Origin of the sequence: Zhengella mangrovi (genome assembly GCF_002727065.1) — a bacterium.
GTDB classification, from domain to species: Bacteria; Pseudomonadota; Alphaproteobacteria; order Rhizobiales; family Rhizobiaceae; genus Zhengella; species Zhengella mangrovi.
In genome coordinates, this window is the sequence record NZ_PDVP01000001.1 from 215,888 (window position 1) to 235,931 (window position 20,044).

Consider the following 20,044-nt stretch of genomic DNA (forward strand, 5'->3'; position numbering starts at 1 on the left):
CTACACCTTGATGGGAGGAAGTTTTGCCAGCACGGATGTGGGCAGCGTGGACCCCACGGTCAAGCCGCGGATGCGCTGCCAGCCGGCACCGAACATGATCACGAGTGCACCGATCATCAGCAGGATCAGTGCGAAGGGCGGAATGCCGGTCGCGTTCGCCGTGTGATCGAAGAGATAGTAGACACCGATGGAGCCGAAATAGGCGAAGGTCGGCACCAGCAGCGAGCGCCGGTCGATGGCCAGCGCGACGTAGACGAAGCCGGCAATCAGCAGGCCGAGCGAAATCGCCGCCCCGGCTCCGGGCTCGATCGTGCCGACGGCCGTCGCCTGGCCTGTCGCCAGGATGAACAGCGGATGCACCAGCATGGGCGCCGAGACGACGTGGAGCCAGAAAGCGCAATCCGACCAGATCGTGAACCGTTCCCGATCATGCAGGTCGAGTGCGACGGCGACGAGAAACACGATGACGCCGCAGGCGAGCGGCACGAGCAGCGCACGCTCCATCACCATTGGCAATTGCTCGCTGGTCGGCAGGGCCACCTGGCCGCTCGTCACCCCGTCATAGAGCAGCAGCGCGACCCAGAGAAAGGCCATGGCGGTCATGGCAAGCGCAATGATGGCGGCCATGATGGGAACGCGAAACCGCCAGAAGTAGAGGGCAGCGGCGCCGGCCACGCCGCCGGCGGCAAGGGACCCGAGCCAGCCCGCTTTCGAGCGCAGCGCGAACAGGGTCACGAGATTGCCGTTCAACTGCTCCAGCCCGGCCTGCGAGGAGACGTGATCGCCCAGCAGGACGCCGATGCCGGCGACGAAACCGATGCCGAGCACCGTGCTGGCAAGCCGCATCCGCTTCTGGCGCGTGACGAATTCGGCGACCGCCCAGATCAGCACGGCGACGATCACGGCACCGATCGTCCGGTCGATGGCAGGGAGCGCCTGCAGCGAAAACAGGATGCCGGCGAACAGCATGCCGATCCCGACAGTGACGAAAAGGTCGTTGCCGCCGCCGATGAGACGCAGGTTCTCGTCGCTGATGCTGGCGGTTGCCGGGAGGTCGGGCATGGTATCCAGCGCGATCACCGCATCGCGCTGCGACGCGGAGATGATGCCGCGTTCGACCGCATGATTGAGTGTCTCGCGGGATATCAGGACCGTCTTCCTTCTTGCGATGTGGCCTGGAAGCAAGTCCGGCGAAAGTGAAAACCGGTCTCGCGCCGGAAATTGCGAACCGACAAGCCGATGGGACGAACCAGCGGGTAGCGCACTAGCCCTGGTCTTCGCCCAGCGTCTCGACGACGATGTTGTGATTGGTATAGACGCAGATGTCGGCGGCGATCTGCATGGCCTTGCGGGCGATGACTTCCGGGTCCGCTTCCACGTCGTAGAGCGCCCGTGCAGCCGCCAGGGCATAATTCCCGCCCGACCCGATCGCCATGACGCCAAGTTCCGGCTCCAGCACGTCGCCATTGCCGGTCACCGCGAGGCTGACTTCGGCATTGGCGACCAGCATCATCGCCTCGAGCTGGCGCAGGTACTTGTCGGTGCGCCAGTCCTTGGCCAGTTCCACGCAGGCCCGCATCAGCTGACCCGGATATTGCTCCAGCTTGGCTTCCAGCCGTTCCAGCAGGGTGAAGGCATCGGCCGTCGCACCCGCGAAACCCGCGATGACGTCGCGATCCTTGCCGATGCGGCGCACCTTGCGGGCATTGCCCTTCATCACGGTCTGCCCAAGCGAGACCTGTCCGTCGCCGGCGATCACCACCTTCCCGCCCTTCCGGACCGTCACGATGGTTGTGGCGTGCATGCTTTTTTCGCCCATGCGCCTGGAACTCCGTCTGTTTGCCCGCGGACCGCGGAGCGTGTCGTCTGCAGCGTCTATGTATGCATGCGGGCAGCGATTGCAAACAGCCTGTCCGCCCGTCACCGCGACCGGATGGGCGGCAAGCAACTTTCCAACCGCTTCGCCTGCTGTTAGAAGGCGATTTCGAATTCAACGGGAACCAGCGTCATGACCGCCCGCACCGCCAGCGTTTCGCGCAAGACCAACGAAACCGCGATCGAGGTCTCCATCAGCATCGACGGCACCGGCAAGCACGACATCAGGACCGGTGTCGGCTTCTTCGACCATATGCTGGAGCAGCTGTCGCGCCACTCGCTGATCGACATGACGGTGCGCGCGGACGGTGACCTGCACATCGACGATCACCACACGGTGGAGGATACCGGCATCGCGCTCGGGCAGGCCCTGGCCGAGGCTCTAGGCGAGCGGCGCGGCATCACGCGGTATGCCTCGCTTAATCTCGTCATGGACGAAACCATGACGACCGCGGGCGTTGACGTGTCCGGCCGGCCCTTCCTCGTCTGGAACGTCGATTTTTCCGCCCCGAAGATCGGCACCTTCGATACCGAGCTGGTGCGCGAATTCTTCCAGGCCCTGTCCCAGCATGCCGGCATCACGCTGCATGTCCGAAACGACTACGGGGTCAACAATCACCACATCGCCGAAACGTGTTTCAAGGCCGTGGCCCGCGTGTTGCGCACGGCACTGGAAATCGACCCGCGCCAGGCCAATGCGGTACCGTCGACAAAGGGATCGCTGAAAGGCTGAGGCTATGGCGTCTTTTGTTGTCATGGAACCGCCTGCAGGCGATGCGCGGCGCGAGACACGGTTTATCCGCGACGGGTTCGCGGTCCTTGCTTTCATCGTTCCTCCGCTCTGGTTCGCCTGGCATCGTCTCTGGGTCGAGGCGATTGTCAGCCTGGCCCTGCTCGTGGCGGCCGGGGCGCTGGTCGAGCTGCAGGGCTTCGCCATGGCCTCGTCGCTGCTGTCCTTGCTCGTTTCGCTCTATGCCGGCCTGGAAGCCAATGGCCTTCGCATCGCCGGTCTGTCGCGGCGCGGTTGGCGGGAAGCCGGTGTCGTGGAAGCAGCCAGCCCTGCCGAGGCCGAGCTGCGCTGGTACCATGATCCGTCCGCTTCGCTGCCTCGCGAGACAGCCCCGCCGCCCTTGCCTCGACGGCACCCCGCCATCCGTTCCGCTGCCCCGGCCGAGGGGCTCGGCCTGATCGACTATCCGGGAGCACGCTGATGCGCGTCGCCATCATCGACTACGGGTCGGGCAATCTGCGCTCGGCCACCAAGGCCTTCGAACGCGCGGCCCGCGAAGCCGGCATCAATGCCGAGATCGACCTGACGGCCGACGCTGACCGGGTTCGCACCGCAGACCGTGTGGTACTCCCGGGCGTCGGCGCCTATGCCGATTGCAAGGCGGGCCTCGACGCGGTGCCTGGCATGCATGCGGCCATCGACGAAGCCGTCGTCGGCGCGGGCCGGCCGTTCCTTGGCATTTGCGTGGGCATGCAACTCATGTCCACGCGGGGCCTCGAGAAGACGGTCACGGACGGCTTCGGCTGGATCAGGGGCGACGTGCGCCTGATGACCCCGACCGACCCGACACTGAAGATTCCGCAGATCGGCTGGAACACGATTCACGTGAAACATTCCCATCCGCTGTTCGACGGCATCCCGACCGGCGACGATGGCCTGCATGCCTATTTCGTCCATTCCTATTTTCTTGACGCGGAAAACCCGGAAGATGTTCTCGCGGTGACCGACTATGGCGGCGAGGTAACCGCAGCCGTCGCCCATGAAAACAGGGCCGGAACCCAGTTCCACCCCGAGAAAAGCCAGAAGCTGGGCCTCGCCCTCATCGCCAATTTCCTGAAGTGGAAGCCCTGAAGGGCTGCGTGAACACATGTCTGAGATCCTCTTCCCCGCCATCGGCCTGAAAGACGGCCACCCGCACCGCCCGCAGCGCCAAGGCCGCGAGGACGCGCAAACCGGAAAGGGCACTGGCCGTGTCTAAGATCCTCTTCCCCGCCATCGATTTGAAAGACGGCCAGTGCGTGCGCCTCAAACTCGGCGAGATGGACACCGCGACGGTCTACAACGAGGATCCCGGCGCGCAGGCGAAAGCCTTCGAGGATGCCGGCTTCGAGTGGCTGCACGTCGTTGACCTGAATGGTGCCTTTGCCGGCGAGAGCGTCAATGGCGCCGCGGTAGAGCGCATCCTGGCCTCGACGAAAAACCCGGTTCAGCTTGGAGGTGGCATCCGCACGCTTGCGCATATCGAGGCCTGGCTCGACAAGGGCCTGACCCGTGTCATCCTCGGCACCGTTGCCGTCCGCGATCCCGACCTGGTCAAGGAGGCCTGCCGCCTCTTTCCCGGAAAGGTCGCTGTCGGCATCGACGCCAAGGGCGGCAAGGTCGCGGTCGAGGGCTGGGCGGAAGCGTCTTCGCTCGGTGTCGTCGAACTGGCAAAGAAGTTCGAAGGCGCGGGCGTGGCGGCGATCATCTACACCGACATTGACCGGGACGGCGTGCTGACCGGCATCAACTGGGAATCGACCATCGATCTGGCCAATGCCGTGTCCATTCCCGTCATCGCGTCGGGTGGCCTCGCCTCGATCGCCGACATCGTGCGCATGACAATGCCGGATGCATCCCGCCTGGAAGGCGCCATCTCGGGCCGCGCGCTGTACGATGGCCGCATCGATCCGGCCGAGGCGCTTGGCGTGCTGAAGGGGACGATCAGCGTGGATGCGGCCATGTTCGAGGAGGAGGAGCGGTCATGACCCTGAAGACGGGTGCCATTCGCTGCCTCGATGTGAAGGACTGGCCGCACGCCCGCAGGGGCAGAGCCCCGAGGACGGACAGAACCGGAAAGGCGGCCATCCCATGCTGAAAGCCCGCGTTATTCCTTGCCTCGACGTCAAGGATTGGCCGCACGCCCGCAGGGGCAGGATCCCGAGGACGGGCAGAACCGGAAAGGCGGCCATCCCATGCTGAAAGCCCGCGTTATTCCTTGCCTCGACGTCAAGGATGGCCGCGTGGTCAAGGGCGTCAACTTCGTCGACCTGATCGACGCCGGCGATCCGGTGGAGGCCGCCAAGGCCTATGATGCGGCCGGTGCCGACGAGCTCACCTTCCTCGACATCACGGCCAGCCACGAGAACCGCGACACGATTTTCGATGTCGTGGCCCGCACGGCAGAACAGTGTTTCATGCCGTTGACCGTCGGTGGCGGGGTGCGTGCCACGTCAGACATCCGCAAGCTGCTTCTGGCCGGCGCCGACAAGGTGTCGATCAATACCGCGGCGGTGAAGAACCCGGATTTCGTGGCCGAGGCAGCCGACAAGTTCGGCGATCAGTGCATCGTCGTCGCCATCGATGCCAAGAAGGTCTCGACGGACGGGGAGGCGGATCGCTGGGAGATCTTCACCCATGGCGGCCGCACGCCGACCGGCATCGACGCCGTGGAGTTCGCCCGCCTTGTCGTGGACAGGGGCGCCGGCGAAATCCTGCTGACCTCCATGGACCGCGACGGCACCAAGGCCGGCTACGACATTCCGCTGACCCGCACCATCGCGGATGCGGTGCACGTCCCGGTGATCGCGTCGGGCGGCGTCGGCAATCTCGATCATATGGTGGACGGCATCCGCGACGGTCATGCCACCGCCGTGCTGGCCGCTTCCATTTTCCATTTCGGCACCTACACGATCGGCGAGGCCAAGGACTACATGGCCGCCGCCGGCCTGCCGATGCGCCTAGATCCGCATGACTGACCGCGAGGACGCGCGATGACCGATTTCACCCTGGCCGACCTCGAGCGCATCGTTTCCGAACGCGCGCAATCCGGCGATGCCAATTCCTGGACGGCGAAGCTTTTCGCCAGGGGCATGCCGAAGGCCGCTCAGAAGCTCGGCGAGGAGGCGGTCGAATCCGTCATCGCGGCCGTCGCGGGAGACCGCGAAGGTCTGATTTCCGAAAGCGCCGATCTCCTTTATCATTGGCTTGTCGTGCTGGCGCTGGCCGGCATTTCCCTGGATGAGGTCATGGCTGAGCTGGAAGGCCGGACGGGACGCTCCGGGATCGATGAAAAGGCGTCCCGCGAGGGATCGTGACGGCGCCAGGACGTTTTGGACAAGGGACTGACCGATCCATGGACCAGCTCAACGCTTCCGAGATCTACTCCCCTTACCGATTTTTCGCCGCCGACCGATGGGCGGGGTTCCGGGCGGATACGCCGTTGACGCTGACCGCCGACGAGGTCGAACGCCTGCGCTCGATGAACGATCCGGTGGACCTGGAGGAAGTGCGGCGGATCTACCTGGCCCTGTCGCGCCTCCTGTCGGCGCATGTCGAGGCGAGCCAGCTTCTGTTTCGCCAGCGCAAGCAGTTTCTCAACGTCGACGATGCCGTCAAGACACCCTTCATCATCGGCATTGCCGGGTCGGTGGCCGTCGGCAAGTCGACGACCGCGCGCATCCTGAAGGAGCTTCTGCGCCGCTGGCCGTCGAGCCCGAAGGTCGATCTGGTCACCACCGATGGTTTCCTGCTGCCCAATGCCGAATTGCGGCGTCAGAACCTGATGGATCGCAAGGGCTTCCCCGACAGCTATGATGTCGGCGCGCTGCTGCGGTTCCTGTCCGACATCAAGTCCGGCCGTTCCAACGTCAAGGCGCCGCTCTATTCGCACCTGACCTACGACGTGCTGCAGGGCGAGGAACAGATCGTCGATCGCCCGGACATCCTCATCTTCGAGGGCATCAACGTGCTGCAGGTGCGTGACCTGCCCGGCGATGGCAAGGCGGTGCCTTTCGTGTCGGATTTCTTCGATTTCTCGATCTACATCGACGCCGACGAGGACCTGATCCACTCCTGGTATGTCGATCGCTTCATGCGGCTCCGGAAGACGGCCTTCACCAATCCGCAGTCCTTCTTCCACCGCTATTCGCAATTGCCCGCCGATGCCGCCCGCGCGATCGCCGAGGGCCTGTGGGCCAACATCAACGCCAAGAACCTGCGCGAGAACATCCTGCCGACCCGTCCCCGCGCCGACCTGATCCTGCGCAAGGGCGCCGACCACCTGATCCAGGAAGTTGCCCTGCGCAAGCTCTGACCGTTTCGCTGGCCGGCCGCCATGCGCCGTCATCGCGGCCCATGGCCGCCCGAACACGCTGGCGGCTGCGTTTTCATGATTGATGCGGGCCCGCCCTTGGGTTAGAAGGACGTGCTTCGCGTCGTTTTGCAAAGCGCTTTGTGGGCCCTTGGCCTGCCGGGCACCCGTAGCTCAGCTGGATAGAGTGCTGCCCTCCGAAGGCAGAGGTCACAGGTTCGAATCCTGTCGGGTGCGCCATTTCACATAATTCGCGAAGCGAAATATGGATGACATTTTCCTCAGGGTTTTCGGCGGCAATCGTTTGGAACAAACGATGAGAGCCGTTCGAACTTTCTTCGCCCAGGCGCGCCATCTTTTCCTTCGGCGCCAAGCCAGTTTCTGTGCGCTGGCGGCCGGCCCGTTCAGCGGGCCGCTGTCGTCAGATAGTCCAGCATGACGCCGGCAGCCGAGACGTTGACCGGAACGCCTTCCGGCTCGTCGCGAAAGCCGGGTTCGGCGAAGATGCGGCGGATCTCCCCATCGACGGCATGCATGGAATAACGCCAGCTGCGCTGGCCCATGCCGGTGTTGCGCCGGCTGACCAGCATGCCCATCAGCCGGGTGAAGTCGGCGTTGCCGTCCGGCAGCATGAACACGCGGGAAATCGATTGCGCCCGCGCCCACTGGAACATGGTGAAGGCATCGTTGACAGAAAGGCAGACGACCTCATCGATGCCACGCGCCATGAAGTCGTCGTAGTGCGCCTCGTACCCCGGCAGGTGAGACTCCGAGCAGGCCGGCGTGAACGCGCCTGGAAGCGCGAAAAGCACGATGTTGCGCCCCCCGAAGACGTCGCGGCTGGTCAGTTGTTTCCACTTGTAGGGATTCGCGCCGCCGAGAGCCTCGTTGCGGAGCCGCGTGTGGAAGACAGCGTCGGGAACCTGGTGTCCGATCATGACCCTGCTCCTCAATCTTGTTCACGCCGCTTGCGTTCCGCGTCGTCCCAGGCCGTCAGCGCCTGGTAGTCGGGCACGAAGCCGAGGCCCTTCATCGCGTCGGAGGAGACCGCGCCCTGCGAGGTGACGACATCGACGACGGCCGGCGCATGGGCCAGCGCCCGTTTGATCGCGCCTTCGAGGTCGGCCGGATCCTCCACCCGCTCGCCGTGGGCGCCGAGCGCGCGGGCCATGCCGGCATAGTCGGAGTGGCGCAGCGTCGTCCCGACGACCCGGCCGCCGTAATTGGCCTCCTGGTCATAGCGCTCGATGTTCCAGGCGGCGTTGTTGGACACGATGAACACGGCCTTCGCACCGTGCCGGACGGCCGTGTCGATCTCCATCGCGTTGATGCCGTAGGCACCGTCGCCATTGACCGAAATCACCTGCCGGCCGGGAAAGGCAAGCGCGGCAGCCACCGCGAACGGAACGCCGACGCCGAGGCAACCGAAGGCCCCGGCATCCATGTAGGTGCGCGCCTCCAGCCCGACCCGGGCAAAGCTCAACAGGTCGCCGCCATCGGCGACGGCGATGTAGTCGGGCGCGGCGACCGCGCGCAGCGCCTCGAAGATCGCCAGCGGATGTACCTTGCCGTCCGGTCCGCGCAGTGGTGCCGCCGTGGCCCGGCCCTTGGCAATGCGTTCGCCGTGCTTGGCGCGCAGGCCATCCGCCCAGCCTTTGTCGCGGTTGCCGCCATCGTTGCCAAGTGCATCGCACAGGGCGTCGAGTGCCAGGTCTACGGCTGCCAGGATCTCCGGCGCGCCGCGCCGGTTGTCGATCAGTTCCCCGGCCGTGTCGGCTATGCGCAGGAAGCGCGCGTCGGGAAAGACCGCCGGCGATCCGTAGCCGAGCTGGTAGTCGAGCTTCCGGCCCAGCGTGATGACGAGGTCGGCCTGGGCCATGGCCGCCGCCCGCACCGCGCCGACGACGCCGGGATGGTCGGGCGGCACGAGGCCGCGGCTTTCCTGCGTGTCGAGGTAGAGCGCGCCGGTCGCGTCGAGGAAACGGACGATCTGGGCCGAGGCGCTCCGGGCGCCGCGCCCACTGACGACCAGCGGCCGTTTTGCGGCCCTTATGGCGGCCACGGCATCCGCGATGCGGTCAGGCTCCGGCACCGGCCTGTGCCGCGGCTTGGGCGCAAGCCAGTCCTGCGGGATCAGGTGAGCCGCGACGCGTGTGCGCAGCACGTCGGTCGGAACCTCGATGTAGGCCGGCCCGGGTTCGCCCATGTCGCCGAAGGCGCAGGCAATGGCTTCATCCATCTCGCGAATGACCTGCTCGGCGACCCGCGCGGTCCGGCAATAACGTGTCACCGGCTTGAGGATGTCGACATGCGGAATGTCCTGCAGCGGCGCCATGTTGGCCTGCGGACGTGACGTGCAGCCGCCGATCAGCAGCAGCGGAACGCGGGCCAGCGAGGCGTTGGCGATCCCGGTCACGCAATTGGTGACGCCGGGGCCGGCGGTCACCATGGCGACGCCCAGTCCTCCGGTCAGTTCGCCATGGGCATGGGCCATGTGCACCGCAGCGCCCTCGTCGCGCACGTCGATAATCCGGATGCCGCGCCGCGCCAGGTGATCCCAGATCGGCTGGATATGCCCGCCCTGGAGCCCGAAGATGCGGTCGATGCCGCGCTCCTTCAGGGCCTTGGCGATCCATGCGGCGACGCTGTCCTCGTCGCGGTTCAGGTCCTGCGCTTCGGTCATGGTGTCTCTCCCTGTACGGTTTTTCCTGCAGCGGTCAGGCCGTGCGGTCGGCGAGCATGTCGCGCAGAACGCGGTGAAGGATCTTGCCGGTCGTGTTGCGCGGCATCTCCTCGGTTGAAAGGAACACGACCGCCCTTGGCCGCTTGTACCCGGCCAGCCGCTCGCGCGACCAGGCGATCAGGTCCTCGCCGGTGAGCGTCGATCCCTCGCGCAGAACCACGGCGGCGGCCACGCGCTCGCCCCAGCGGTCGTCGGGTTGGCCGACGACGGCAACGTCCTTGACGTCCGGATGCTGCCCGAGCACGACTTCCACCTCGGTGGGGTAGACGTTCTCGCCACCGGTGATGATCAGGTTCTTCTTGCGGTCGATCAGCCTGATGTAACCGTCCGCATCGCGGATCGCCATGTCGCCGACGGTCAGGTAGTCGCCGCGGAAGGCTTCCGCAGTCTTCTCCGGCAGGTTCCAGTAACCTTCGAAGCAATAGGGGCCGCAGGAGAATAGCTCGCCGGGCTGCCCGTCCTCGACCTCGTTGCCGTCGTCGTCGAGGATGCGGATTGGCATCGATCCGACGACTTCGCGGCCGACCGTGCCGAGATGATCGAACTGCTCGTCCGGGTGCAGCATGGTGACCCAGCCCGCCTCTGTCGATCCGTAGAGTTCGAACAGGCCGGAGTTGGGAAACATCGCCATGACGGCGCGCTTGGTCTCCGGTCTTGCCGGGGCGGACGAGATCATCAGCTTTTCCACCCGGTCGAAGCCGGCCGCACCACGCTCGGCCTCCGGCACGTCGAGCAGCATCATGAAATGCGTCGGCGTGAGCGACGTGAAGGAAATGCCCATGGTGCCGATCGTCCGCAGGCACAGCGCCGCGTCGAAATTGGCCCGGTTGAACACTGTCACGGTCGCGCCGATGGACAGGAAGGCGGTAAAGAAGTTCAGGGAATTCGCATGGCACATCGGCATGACGAGCAAGGCATTGTCCTTGCGCTTGAGGCTCAGTTCCACCTGCGTCATCAGCGCAAGCATCGACATGCCGCGATGGCTGCGGATTGCCCCTTTCGGATTGCCCGTCGTGCCGGAGGTGTACATCAGGCACCAGCAATCGTCAGGCGATACGGAAATGTCCGGTTCGACGCTGGCGGAACTCGCGATCAGCCCTTCGTAGCTGCACCAGCCTTCGGCCTCGGCACCGATGCGGATATAGCGGTCGCCGGGCACGGCGAGTTCGCTGCGGATCCCGTCCACCAGGTCGCCGAGCGCGGCCTCCGCGATCAAAGCCGCGACGCCGCAGTCCCTGGCGATGAAAGCGGCCTCGGGTCCGGTGAGGCGGAAGTTCACCGGCACCGCGACCAGGCCGGCCTTGGCGACGGCGGCATAGATCTCCGCCCATTCCACCCGGTTGTAGGCGAAGACCGCGATACGGTCGCCCTTGGTGAGACCGAGGGCCAGAAGCCCGTTGGCCAGCTGGCAGGACCGGTCGTTCCACTCCCGGTAGGTCATCTGGCGGTCCAGGTCGCGGGCGCCGGGGTGGTCGGGTTGCGTGCGGGCATGCGCGGCCAGCATCTGGCCGATGGTCTGCAGTCCTCCCATGGTCACCGCCCTCCTCTCAAGCGGTCAGCGCCTGCCTCCTCGCGAGCGCGTCGTAGAGTGTTTCCGATGCGTTCAGGTCATGATCGACGGCAAGCCGTTCCGCCTTTTCGGCGTCTCCGGCCAGGACGGCATCGAGAATGTCGGCGTGCTGGCGCCAGATGTCGGCCGGCAGCTTGGCGCTGCGCAGCACTTCGCCCATCGCGCGCCGCAGGAAACGCCAGTGCGGTTCCGCCGTCCGTGCCACCAGCGCATTGCCGGAGTGATCGTAGATCAGCGTGTGGAAGGCCTCGTCGTGGCGCACCTGTTCGGCCAGATCGCCGTTGGCGACCGCGGACTGCCCCTGCGCCAGGATGGTCTTTCCGCGCTCCGCCAGGGTCGTGGCTGTGCCGGGCGATCGCCGGACCTGCTCGGCGGCCATGCGGGTGGCCATCCCGTCGAGAACGGCGCGGACCTCGTAGTGCTGGCGCATCAGGTCGATGTCCAACGGGGTGACGTAGAGACCGCGCCTGCCGATTTCTTCCACAAGGCCGTCGGATTTCAGCAATGCCATGGCCTGTTGCACCGGCTGGCGGGAAACACCGAGCCGGGCAGCCAGCTGTTCCTGCACGAGATGGGCGCCTTCGGGCAGGCGGCCGCTGCAGATCTCGTCGACGATGACCGAATAGACCTGGTCGGTAAGGCTCGGCTGGGCAGGCAGGAGTTTCATCGGCGCTTCCTGAATTCCGCATTCTGAATTCAGTATTCCAAAAAATGCGAAGATCGTCAATCCCGGCTGAAAAGCAGGGATGGATGAGAAGCACGGCGGATACGTGGACCGGGAAGACCTGCGCCCGCCGGCTGGTGGCGGGCGCAGGCCGATCATCCCCGGGCGCCTTGACCGGCTGCTGTGGTCGAAGCGCCCTGGATTTCGGGTGGTGGCAGCTTGGGCCCCGAAAGAGCCTCAGTCCCGCCCGGCCATCATGATGGCATCCGCCAGCCGGTCAGGCGCGGTGAAGCAGGATTCGTGGCTTCCCGGAATCTGCACCAGGCGGAACAGGCCGAGCTTTTCCGACAGGCGCGGATGCCAGGGCAGGCTGTTGGGCAGCGCGGTGTCCTCGGTGCAATTGATGTAGGATTTGCCGATTTCCATCTCCGCCGGGTCCTTGCCCAGCGAGATCGCATCCGTGAATGTCGCGTAGGGGTGCGGGTTCAGCCGGTCGTAGGCCGATTGTGCGAGGTCCGCCGGTGCATCGTTGATGAAGGCCTCGCGCCAGATCGGGTAGGGCAGAACCACGCTGTTGTCGCCGCTTTGGGCGCTGACCTGGTCGAACAGGGCAACGTAATGCGGCGGAACCATGTCGTTCAGGCATTCGCCGTTGTTTGGCACGAAGGCGTTCCAGTAGACCAGGCGGCGGATCCGGTCCGGCACCCGGTCCGCGGCCCCGGTGATCACCATGCCGCCGTAGCTGTGGCCGACCAGCACGACATCGCTCAGCGATGCCTCCTCCAGGTAGGCGACCAGCGACCCGATCGCGTCCGAGAGGCCCGAGGTCTTGGCGTCGCCGGGCCGGTTGCCGGCAAGCGTCGGGCAGTGAACCTCGTGGCCGGCCGCTCGGATCGGCCGTGCCACGTCTTCAAGCAGTTCGCCCGTGTGCCAGGCGCCGTGAACCAGAACATAGGTGCTCATTGTCTTTCCTCCTCTGAATGCTCCTCCGCAGCCCGGCCCAACCCGGGGGTCGCCGATGGCTTGCCTCTCCAGAATAGGTGTGGGACGATTTCGACAATATGGCTGGGAACGCACGGGATATGGCCACGGGTGCACCGGACAGGGCAGCGTCCTACTGGAACACGGCGGATGTCGTGGCCGGCGAACGCTTCGATTACTACCGGGAGGCGATCTGCCGGTCCTTCATGCCCTTGCGCCCCGAACTCGGCCGGGATGCGAGGCAAGGATTCTCGGCACGGGTGAGTTCCGTCGCCGGGCGGGATGCAACGCTCAACGTGGTGTCGGCACGGGCGCACGAGGTCATTCGCGGGCGTCACGAGATCGCGCAGTCGCCCATGCCCTGCTACTACGTCAATCTCCAGCTCAAGGGACACTGCCGGATCATCCAGGGTGGTGCCTTTATCGATCTCGGCGTCGGCGATGTGGGGATCTTCTCCAGCGACGAGACTTTCGTGCTCGACCATGGCCAATGTGCCGACCTCGGCGTCGCGTCCCTGATGGTGCCCCACGCCGTTTTCCACGATGACCGCGGTGAGCCGCTGCGCCGGCCGGAAAAACTCACGCTTTCGTCGCTTTACGGCAAGCTGCTGGCCGATGCCTTTTCGCAGCACGTGCAAACGGTGTTTCGCGCCAGCGACACGGACATTTCCCAGATGCAGGACCTGGTGATCCGCCTCGCCCGTATGGCGGCAGGAGATCGCAAGGGTGACGACGGTGCAGGCGAAGGGATTGCTGGCGCCAGGCTGGCCGGTCTCAAGGCGATCATCCGCCAGCAGTGCCGGCGCCCGGGCCTGTCGATTGCCGAATGCGCTGCGGAGGCCGGGATCTCGGTGCGCTACGCGCATAAGCTTTTCCAGGCGGAAAACGATACGTTCTCCGGCTTCCTCTGGCGCGAACGGATCTCACGCGCCGCCCGGGCACTTCGCGATCCGAGCAACGCGCTGCGCTCCATCGGCGATATCGCCTACACCTGCGGCTTTTCCGATCTCTCGCACTTCTATCGCTGTTTCCAAGCGCATCATGACATGACGCCAGGCGCCTGGCGCAGGCAGGCATAGAGCAGTTCCGGCGAAAGCGGGCACCGGTTTCGCATCTGGAATTGCCTGGAAAAACAACACATGGCGCTGTGGAGCGATCCAGCGGAGAGCGGACTGTTCTGGCACCCGGGTGGCCCCGGGGCGATGGCCTGGCGTCATGGCCCCGTTTCGAGCCAGGCGGATGCCTTCGCGCGGATGTCGTCGGGAATGGCCGCCGCCCGCCGGTTGGCGAGATCGAACATCACGCATTTGAACAGGGTCTCGAAGGCCACGGCCTCGTCCTCCATCCGCAGGAGGCGGTGGCGAAAGGTCAGCGACTTCGAGCCGATCTCGACAACGGATGTCTCCAGCCGGATCACATCGCCAGCCGACAGCTCGGCGCGGAAATCGCTCTCGGCATGCACCACGGCGAACGACAGCCGTCGCCCCGTCCGCATGTCGCTGGCCGTCAGGCCGATCGCCGACTGGAAGGCGAAGACGCCATCGGAACAGGCGGCGAAATACTTCGACACGTTCATGTGGCCGAGGAAGTCGCAATCCGTTGGATCGACCACGGAGCGGAACGTCGTCATCGTGGGCATCGGCCGGCCTCCCTGACCCGGATTTCCCTGACTATGCCCGGGTGGCGACCGCAATGCCAGGCTCTGCCCGGTGCACGCAACAGGGTGTTGTCGCTGCCGCCGGGCCAGACCCTCAAAGCTTGGCCCCGCAACCGGTACAGAACTTTGCACCCGGTTTCACGGGCTTCCCGCACGCCGGGCAGACGGGATCGGGCTTCGACCCCTCGAACTTGTGGCCGCAATGGGTGCAGAATTTTGCGCCGGGTTTCACCGGGTGGCCGCAGGACGGGCATATCGGAGCCGCCGGTTCCTGCAAGGCCTCCGCACCGCAGTTGGGGCAGAACTTCTGGCCCTCCTTCAAGGGCGCGCCGCAGGCATGGCACGTGAACCCCGGACCTCCGGCCGGTTCCGCCGTGCGTGAAACCGGGCTTTTCTTGCGGGACGCCGGCGGTAGCGGCGGCGGTGCTGCCTTGGGTCTCGCCGGGGTGGAATCGCGGACCGGTGGTGGGGCCGGGGGTGCCTTGGCGGCACGTTTGGGTGGTGCGCGGTCCGGCGCTGGCGGCGGAACCGGTGGCGTCCGGCGCCTGGAAGCCGGGGCTGAGGCCGGTTTCGGCGCGGGCTCCCGTGCCCCGGCGGCCGTGGCGGCATTCTCGCCGGCATCCGGCATCAGCCCGCCCACCTCTTCGATGACGAAATCGAGCACGCTCTTGTAGTCGACGGTCCCCACGTAGAGGCGCCCCTTGACCGTGGGGATGAAGCACAGCGTCAGTCCGCCGTCGCCATAGGCATAGATGCGGCTGTTGACGAGGCGATCGCCGTCGGCCTGCCGGGTGACACGCTGCCATTGCAGGCCGGCAACGAGCGAACGGGTCAGGTCGATCAGCGGTCGCAGGTCGTCGGACACCTGGAAATGGTCGGAGCGGGATCGCCGGAGGGTGCCGGCCGCTTCAAGCTGCGTCAGCGCGGCGTCGACCTCGACAGGCTGTGGCGGACGCGATTGCATGCCGGCGGTCTGCACGTAGGTAAGGAGCTGGCCGAAGCCGGTCATGCCCCATTGGCCATCGAGGTAGCCGAAGATGTCCTGGCTCGAAAATCCCTGCCGGCGGTCAATCGATGCCCGCTGGAGATCGACGAGAGCGAACAGCACGGCGGCCACGGCGGCATCGAACTGGCCTTCGAAGAGGAAGGGGTTCACCAGCCGGTTGCTGCCGGGCGGAAGACCCTGCGCCAGGTCGCCGACGATGTCCTCCGGCTCGACGAAGGCGGAGATGCGATAGTTGCCGGAAACCGGCAGCAGCATGACGCCACCGCCGTCCACCAGGTCCCCGGGGAACTGGACATTGCTTTCCGCGCAGAGGTCTTCCGATCCCCAGATGCGGAAGGTCAGGTTCGTCCGCGGGTCGAGCAGCACCCGGGCCGCCCGCCGGAACGGCGGCGTGACCGCGTCCCGGGCGAAAGACGCCTTGTCCAGGTAGCCGCCGGCGTAGAGCTGGGCGATCTGCAGCGGGTTCACGGGCTCGGCCTCGCCCATGAGATGGCGCGGCGACATGTCCCCGGCCTTGCCACACAGGTCGAGCAGGCTCGCCAGGACGCCCCGGGGAATCTCCGAAAAGCTCGTCAGGGTCATGTCGCATTCCTTTCTGCGCCGGCCGGATCCTCTGCCGTCATCGTCAACGCGCCGCTTGATGCGCGCCTTCTTTCCATCGGCTCACTCATCGTTGGGCTCCTGGGGTCCGAGCGCGCCACGGGCGGTGCTGATCACGCCACCGGTGGTCAGCCCCTGTTTCTGGCTCCACTTGAGGGCCTCCGTCTGCGAGGCGATCTTCTGCATCGCGTCGTTGGTGTCGCGATAGCCGAGTCCCTGGAGGTCGCTGTTGAGACGCGCCATCGCCTCCGGGGTCGCATCGACCCCGACCGGCGCCCGGGAAATCAGTTCCATCGCCCTGGTGGTATCGGGCGGCAGTTCCGGCACCCGGTAGCCCTGGGCGCGCAATCCCTCGCGAACCTGCAGCTGCGCCTCGATGCCCTTCTGCGACTGCGCCACCGCTTCCGGGGTGTTGTGCTCGTAGAAGCGCGATTTTTCGCCCCACATCCGGGCATAGCCTTCTTGGTCGGTCAACTGCCCGCCCCGTCCGGCCTGGACCTCCTGGACATTCGAGGTCATCCGCCCCTCTGCATTGCGCAGCGCCTGATCGGAATTCGCCGCGCTCGCCTCGACGTGGTACTTGTCGGTGAAGAGCTGGTTGTGCGCCTCGCCCCAGGCCCGCGCGTCGATCTCGGCCTGCGACATGCCCGAACCCTTCATGTAGTCCAGTTCCTCGCGGCGCCGGAAGAACTCCGGGTGGCTGTCCGGAGTCACGTTTTCGCGGCCGCCCACGATGTCCATCGAATGATCGTAGAAGTCCTTGTAGGCGTCGCTTTCCCAGTGCTTCCTCGGAACCTCGATCTTGTCGATGATCGGGTTGCCCTTCGAATCGACGCGCCCGGTATCCCGCTCGATGACCAGCCGGGCATCGCGGTCGGCACCCAGCGAAGGCGGCTTGCCCGGCGTGGAGAACGTGTCCATGGCCAGCTTGTCGCCCGGCTGCATCATCTTCTGGACCTCCGGGTTGTCGCCGGCGCGGTTGATCGTCCTCTGGTCGGCCGGCGCGTAGATCTCCTCGGTCCGGGTCTTGACGATGGCATCGCGCAATTCCGGGTCGGCCTGTTTGGCGGTCCGGCTGGAGCGCGTGTCCTGCAACTGGTCGAGCGCACCGCGGGTGTCCACCTTGTCCGATTTGACCGGGTGGCCGTCCGAATCGACGATCGGATCGCCGTTCTGGTCCCGCTGGATGCGCGAACGGTCCAGCTCGTTGATCCGTTCCGACTGGCGCGGCCCGTTCTCGATCGAGGCAATATGCTCGTCGATCATCTGCCGGTCGGCAGGCGAGGTGTTGGGATCGTCGCGGTCGGCGCGCAGCCCGGCCAGCACGTTCTCGGCCTGGTCGTCTGTGAGAACCGTCTGGCGCCTCTGGCCGGATACCTCGGCCTGGGCCTGTTGGACCGTGCTTTCGGCCTGGGCGTCGTAGCGGTTGACCGCGCTGGTCCCGACGCTGCTGCCCACCTTGCCGCCGACATGGTTGACCAGCCCGTCGATGGCGCCCTCGCCGAAGTCGCCGCCATTGATGACACTGAGCGTTCCGCCGGACGCCGCCGACGTCGCGGCGCCGATCAGTTCCTTCTTGAGACCGCCGGGCAGGGCGTCTGTTCCCAGCCCGATCATGTCGCCGGCGGCCGAGACGGCTCCGGTCGCCAGCGAGCGCTTGATGTCGCCGGTGCGGATGAAGGTCTCCGCGGTGTCGGCGGCAGCCGGAACCAGCACCTTCACTGCGCCGCTGGTCCCCGGAAGGTTGGTGAAATGGCCGATGGCACCATCCTTGGCGCCGCTCAGGAAGCCGGCGGCCGTCGACTTGGCGACGTCGAGCGCGCTGCCGCCTTCAACCCATTTCTCCGCGCCTTCGCCGGCGGCGGAGACCGCGCCGACGCTGATTGCCGTTGCCGCTGCGCCGGCCGGGCCGCCGAGGACCATCAGCGCACCGCGTGACGCCGCCACGGTGGCTTTCGCGCCCATTTCGCCGATGCCATAGGCCGTCGCCCAGCGCTGCTGGCTGGTCGATTCTTCCTGGCCTTCGCGGACCTGGCCGCGCCAGTAGTCGCGGCAGACTTCGGCCAGTTCCTCGTATTTCCCGCCGTTGCGAAGTTCCTCGATGTGCTCACGCAACTCGCCGCTCACGCGGTCGGATACCTTGTCGGCCGACTTGAGAATCCGCTGTTCACGATCTTCTTCCGCCTTGCGCAACAGGTCCGATGCGCTGGGCGTCGGCTTGTATCCCGGTCCCTGCACCCACGCGTTCTGCTCCTTGTCGAAGACATAGCCGTCGCTTCTCAGCTTGTCCTCGCGGATGCGCCGTTGCTCGTCGCTCCACTGGCGCTGCTCCTCGCGGATCCGCTGGCTTTCGCGTTCCAGTTCCGCGTTGACCTTGTCGAGATGGTGCTGCGCTTCCGAACGGTCCATCCATTTGCCGTCGAACCAGACCTGCCCGGGCTTCCCGCCCTCGTAGGTCTTGCCGTCGTTGACGATCAGGGAATCGCCTGTTCGGGGATCGTAGAGAGGGTGATCCTTCTCGTACTGGCCGATGCGGCTGATGGCATCGTCGCGGTCCACCCATTTTCCGTCGTACCAGACCTGCCCGGCCTTGCCGCCTTCGTAGCTCTGGCCGTCATGGACGATCAGCCGTTCACCGGTTTCCGGATCGACGAGATCGGGATCGTGGATCGTCGGCGGAACGCCTTCGCCTTGCGACCCTTCGTCGTCGTCTCCCCCGTTTCCGTCGTCGAATTCCGGGATCTGTCCGCCGATGTCGCTGAGCACGCCGCCGAGCACCACGCCCAGCCCGGTGCCGATCGCGGGACCGACCCCGTAGATTATGGCAGGAATGGCGCCCTGGCTGTTGATCCAGCCGGTCAGCGTCCCGCCTGATTCCTGCCAGCCGCCGTCGTCGGCGAAAACCAGGTCCGCCGGTCCGAACAGCGCCCACCAGGTGCCAAGCCCGGCGAGAAGGAAAAGCCCGGCCATTTCCTCGCTGCGCGAGCGCATGCCGAGGAAGACCGCTGCGCCGAGCAGGGCCACGCCGGGAATGACGCCGCCGATCGGCACCATCGAATTGGCGAGCATGCCGAGCGAAGAAGCTGCCACCGCCATGTAGCCGGCGGCCATGCCATACTTGCGAACCTGGGAACGGCGAACGGTCGAGAACAGCGTATTCCAGGCCGTCTTGAACAGAAGCGAGAAGACTGATCCCGCCTTGGAGGCGATCAGGGCGCCGAAGCCCACCGCAAGCACGAGGCTGGACGAGGAATTGGTGAACGTGGCAATCGACAGCGCGATCCCCACGCCGCCGGCGATCACCGAATAGGCATCCATCGGCGCTTCGGTCAGGTAGGCGCGCATCGCGGCGATCCGGTCGCTGAGGCTGACCCGTGGCCCCTTGCCGCGCATGCGCCGCCACAGGCCTGTCAGGATCATCGTGCCGACCATCCAGAGCAGGCTGCCCGAGATGGTCTGTCCTTGCAGCGCGAGGAACCGGCCCGTCAGGCTTCCCATGTTGAAGCCTTCGTTGACGACGACCAGGAGATAGGTGTGGAACACCCATGCGGCGAGCCCGAAGGCGATCGTCGTCGGAAGCTGGCGGAAGAAGGCGCTGATCGTCCGGCTGATGATGTAGCCGATCAGGGGCACAAGCTTGTCAGGCACCTCCGGACTTGCGCCGGGAAGGTCAGGCGGTGCGGCCATGGCGGCGGATGCCTTGCGGGCTCCCGGCGCGGATCTTCCCGCTTTCGGGCGTTTGCCGCCCGGTTTCTGGCCCGATGCCCCGGCTGCGATGGTCTCCGCGCCGCAGGCCGGGCAGAAACGGCTGTTGTCCTTCAGCTTGGCTCCACAATGGGTACAAAACGCCATGGCTTTCCATGCTCC

At 65.8% G+C, this 20,044-nt stretch carries 18 protein-coding genes and 1 tRNA gene; 9 read left to right on the forward strand and 10 right to left on the reverse strand.

What is annotated here, in order from left to right:
- Both CSC94_RS01075 and hslV read right to left on the reverse strand, forming a co-directional pair.
- On the reverse strand, positions 1 to 1,080 hold the full coding sequence (locus tag CSC94_RS01075) for a hypothetical protein (RefSeq protein WP_245408217.1): 1,080 nt from the start codon (positions 1,078 to 1,080) through the stop codon (positions 1 to 3).
- Positions 1,081 to 1,264: 184 nt separating this feature from the next.
- Positions 1,265 to 1,819, reverse strand: a complete 555-nt coding sequence (gene hslV, locus CSC94_RS01080; protein ID WP_099302878.1) for an ATP-dependent protease subunit HslV — start codon at positions 1,817 to 1,819, stop codon at positions 1,265 to 1,267.
- Positions 1,820 to 2,008: 189 nt separating this feature from the next.
- Between hslV and hisB the strand changes: the two genes are divergently transcribed.
- The 8 genes from hisB (at position 2,009) to CSC94_RS01120 (ending at position 7,196) form a co-directional block, all read left to right on the forward strand.
- Entirely contained in the window at positions 2,009 to 2,608 is a 600-nt protein-coding gene (gene hisB / locus CSC94_RS01085; protein ID WP_099302880.1) for an imidazoleglycerol-phosphate dehydratase HisB, read from the forward strand.
- 4 nt (positions 2,609 to 2,612) lie between these two features.
- Positions 2,613 to 3,086: a DUF2628 domain-containing protein gene (locus tag CSC94_RS01090; protein WP_099302882.1), complete on the forward strand. Its 474-nt coding sequence runs from the start codon at positions 2,613 to 2,615 to the stop codon at positions 3,084 to 3,086.
- On the forward strand, positions 3,086 to 3,736 hold the full coding sequence (gene hisH, locus CSC94_RS01095; protein ID WP_099302884.1) for an imidazole glycerol phosphate synthase subunit HisH: 651 nt from the start codon (positions 3,086 to 3,088) through the stop codon (positions 3,734 to 3,736). Before CSC94_RS01090 ends, hisH begins: the two co-directional genes overlap by 1 nt.
- Positions 3,737 to 3,855: 119 nt before the next feature.
- Positions 3,856 to 4,632 (forward strand): 1-(5-phosphoribosyl)-5-[(5-phosphoribosylamino)methylideneamino]imidazole-4-carboxamide isomerase, encoded by a 777-nt coding sequence (gene hisA, locus CSC94_RS01100; RefSeq protein WP_245408218.1) that lies wholly within the window; start codon positions 3,856 to 3,858, stop codon positions 4,630 to 4,632.
- A 207-nt stretch (positions 4,633 to 4,839) separates the two neighbouring features.
- On the forward strand, positions 4,840 to 5,622 hold the full coding sequence (hisF, locus tag CSC94_RS01105) for an imidazole glycerol phosphate synthase subunit HisF (RefSeq protein WP_099303917.1): 783 nt from the start codon (positions 4,840 to 4,842) through the stop codon (positions 5,620 to 5,622).
- Between the two features lie 15 nt (positions 5,623 to 5,637).
- Positions 5,638 to 5,961, forward strand: a complete 324-nt coding sequence (locus CSC94_RS01110) for a phosphoribosyl-ATP diphosphatase (RefSeq protein ID WP_099302886.1) — start codon at positions 5,638 to 5,640, stop codon at positions 5,959 to 5,961.
- A 38-nt stretch (positions 5,962 to 5,999) separates the two neighbouring features.
- Positions 6,000 to 6,959 (forward strand): type I pantothenate kinase, encoded by a 960-nt coding sequence (gene coaA / locus CSC94_RS01115; protein ID WP_099302888.1) that lies wholly within the window; start codon positions 6,000 to 6,002, stop codon positions 6,957 to 6,959.
- A 160-nt stretch (positions 6,960 to 7,119) separates the two neighbouring features.
- A tRNA-Arg gene (locus CSC94_RS01120) sits at positions 7,120 to 7,196 on the forward strand.
- 164 nt (positions 7,197 to 7,360) lie between these two features.
- Here CSC94_RS01120 and CSC94_RS01125 read toward each other — a convergent pair.
- The 5 genes from CSC94_RS01125 to CSC94_RS01145 form a co-directional block, all read right to left on the reverse strand.
- Entirely contained in the window at positions 7,361 to 7,894 is a 534-nt protein-coding gene (locus CSC94_RS01125) for a peroxiredoxin (RefSeq protein WP_099302890.1), read from the reverse strand.
- Positions 7,895 to 7,905: 11 nt separating this feature from the next.
- The gene (locus CSC94_RS01130) at positions 7,906 to 9,639 is read right to left on the reverse strand and encodes a thiamine pyrophosphate-binding protein (RefSeq protein WP_099302892.1); all 1,734 of its coding nucleotides are present in this window, start codon (positions 9,637 to 9,639) and stop codon (positions 7,906 to 7,908) included.
- A 34-nt stretch (positions 9,640 to 9,673) separates the two neighbouring features.
- The gene (locus CSC94_RS01135; RefSeq protein WP_099302894.1) at positions 9,674 to 11,230 is read right to left on the reverse strand and encodes a class I adenylate-forming enzyme family protein; all 1,557 of its coding nucleotides are present in this window, start codon (positions 11,228 to 11,230) and stop codon (positions 9,674 to 9,676) included.
- Between the two features lie 16 nt (positions 11,231 to 11,246).
- Entirely contained in the window at positions 11,247 to 11,936 is a 690-nt protein-coding gene (locus CSC94_RS01140; protein WP_165784284.1) for a GntR family transcriptional regulator, read from the reverse strand.
- A gap of 234 nt (positions 11,937 to 12,170) precedes the next feature.
- On the reverse strand, positions 12,171 to 12,896 hold the full coding sequence (locus CSC94_RS01145; protein WP_099302898.1) for an alpha/beta hydrolase: 726 nt from the start codon (positions 12,894 to 12,896) through the stop codon (positions 12,171 to 12,173).
- 119 nt (positions 12,897 to 13,015) lie between these two features.
- Between CSC94_RS01145 and CSC94_RS01150 the strand changes: the two genes are divergently transcribed.
- On the forward strand, positions 13,016 to 13,993 hold the full coding sequence (locus tag CSC94_RS01150) for a helix-turn-helix domain-containing protein (protein WP_165784285.1): 978 nt from the start codon (positions 13,016 to 13,018) through the stop codon (positions 13,991 to 13,993).
- 134 nt (positions 13,994 to 14,127) lie between these two features.
- Here CSC94_RS01150 and CSC94_RS01155 read toward each other — a convergent pair whose 3' ends face one another.
- The 3 genes from CSC94_RS01155 to CSC94_RS01165 all read right to left on the reverse strand — a co-directional run bounded on the left by CSC94_RS01155 (position 14,128) and on the right by CSC94_RS01165 (position 20,029).
- Positions 14,128 to 14,553, reverse strand: coding sequence for an acyl-CoA thioesterase (locus CSC94_RS01155; RefSeq protein ID WP_099302902.1), 426 nt, complete (start codon positions 14,551 to 14,553; stop codon positions 14,128 to 14,130).
- A 112-nt stretch (positions 14,554 to 14,665) separates the two neighbouring features.
- Positions 14,666 to 16,159 (reverse strand): zinc ribbon domain-containing protein, encoded by a 1,494-nt coding sequence (locus tag CSC94_RS01160; RefSeq protein ID WP_099302904.1) that lies wholly within the window; start codon positions 16,157 to 16,159, stop codon positions 14,666 to 14,668.
- Between the two features lie 81 nt (positions 16,160 to 16,240).
- A complete protein-coding gene (locus tag CSC94_RS01165) occupies positions 16,241 to 20,029 on the reverse strand; it encodes a zinc ribbon domain-containing protein (RefSeq protein ID WP_099302906.1) in 3,789 nt (1,262 codons plus the stop codon).
- Between the last annotated feature and the right edge of the window lie 15 nt (positions 20,030 to 20,044).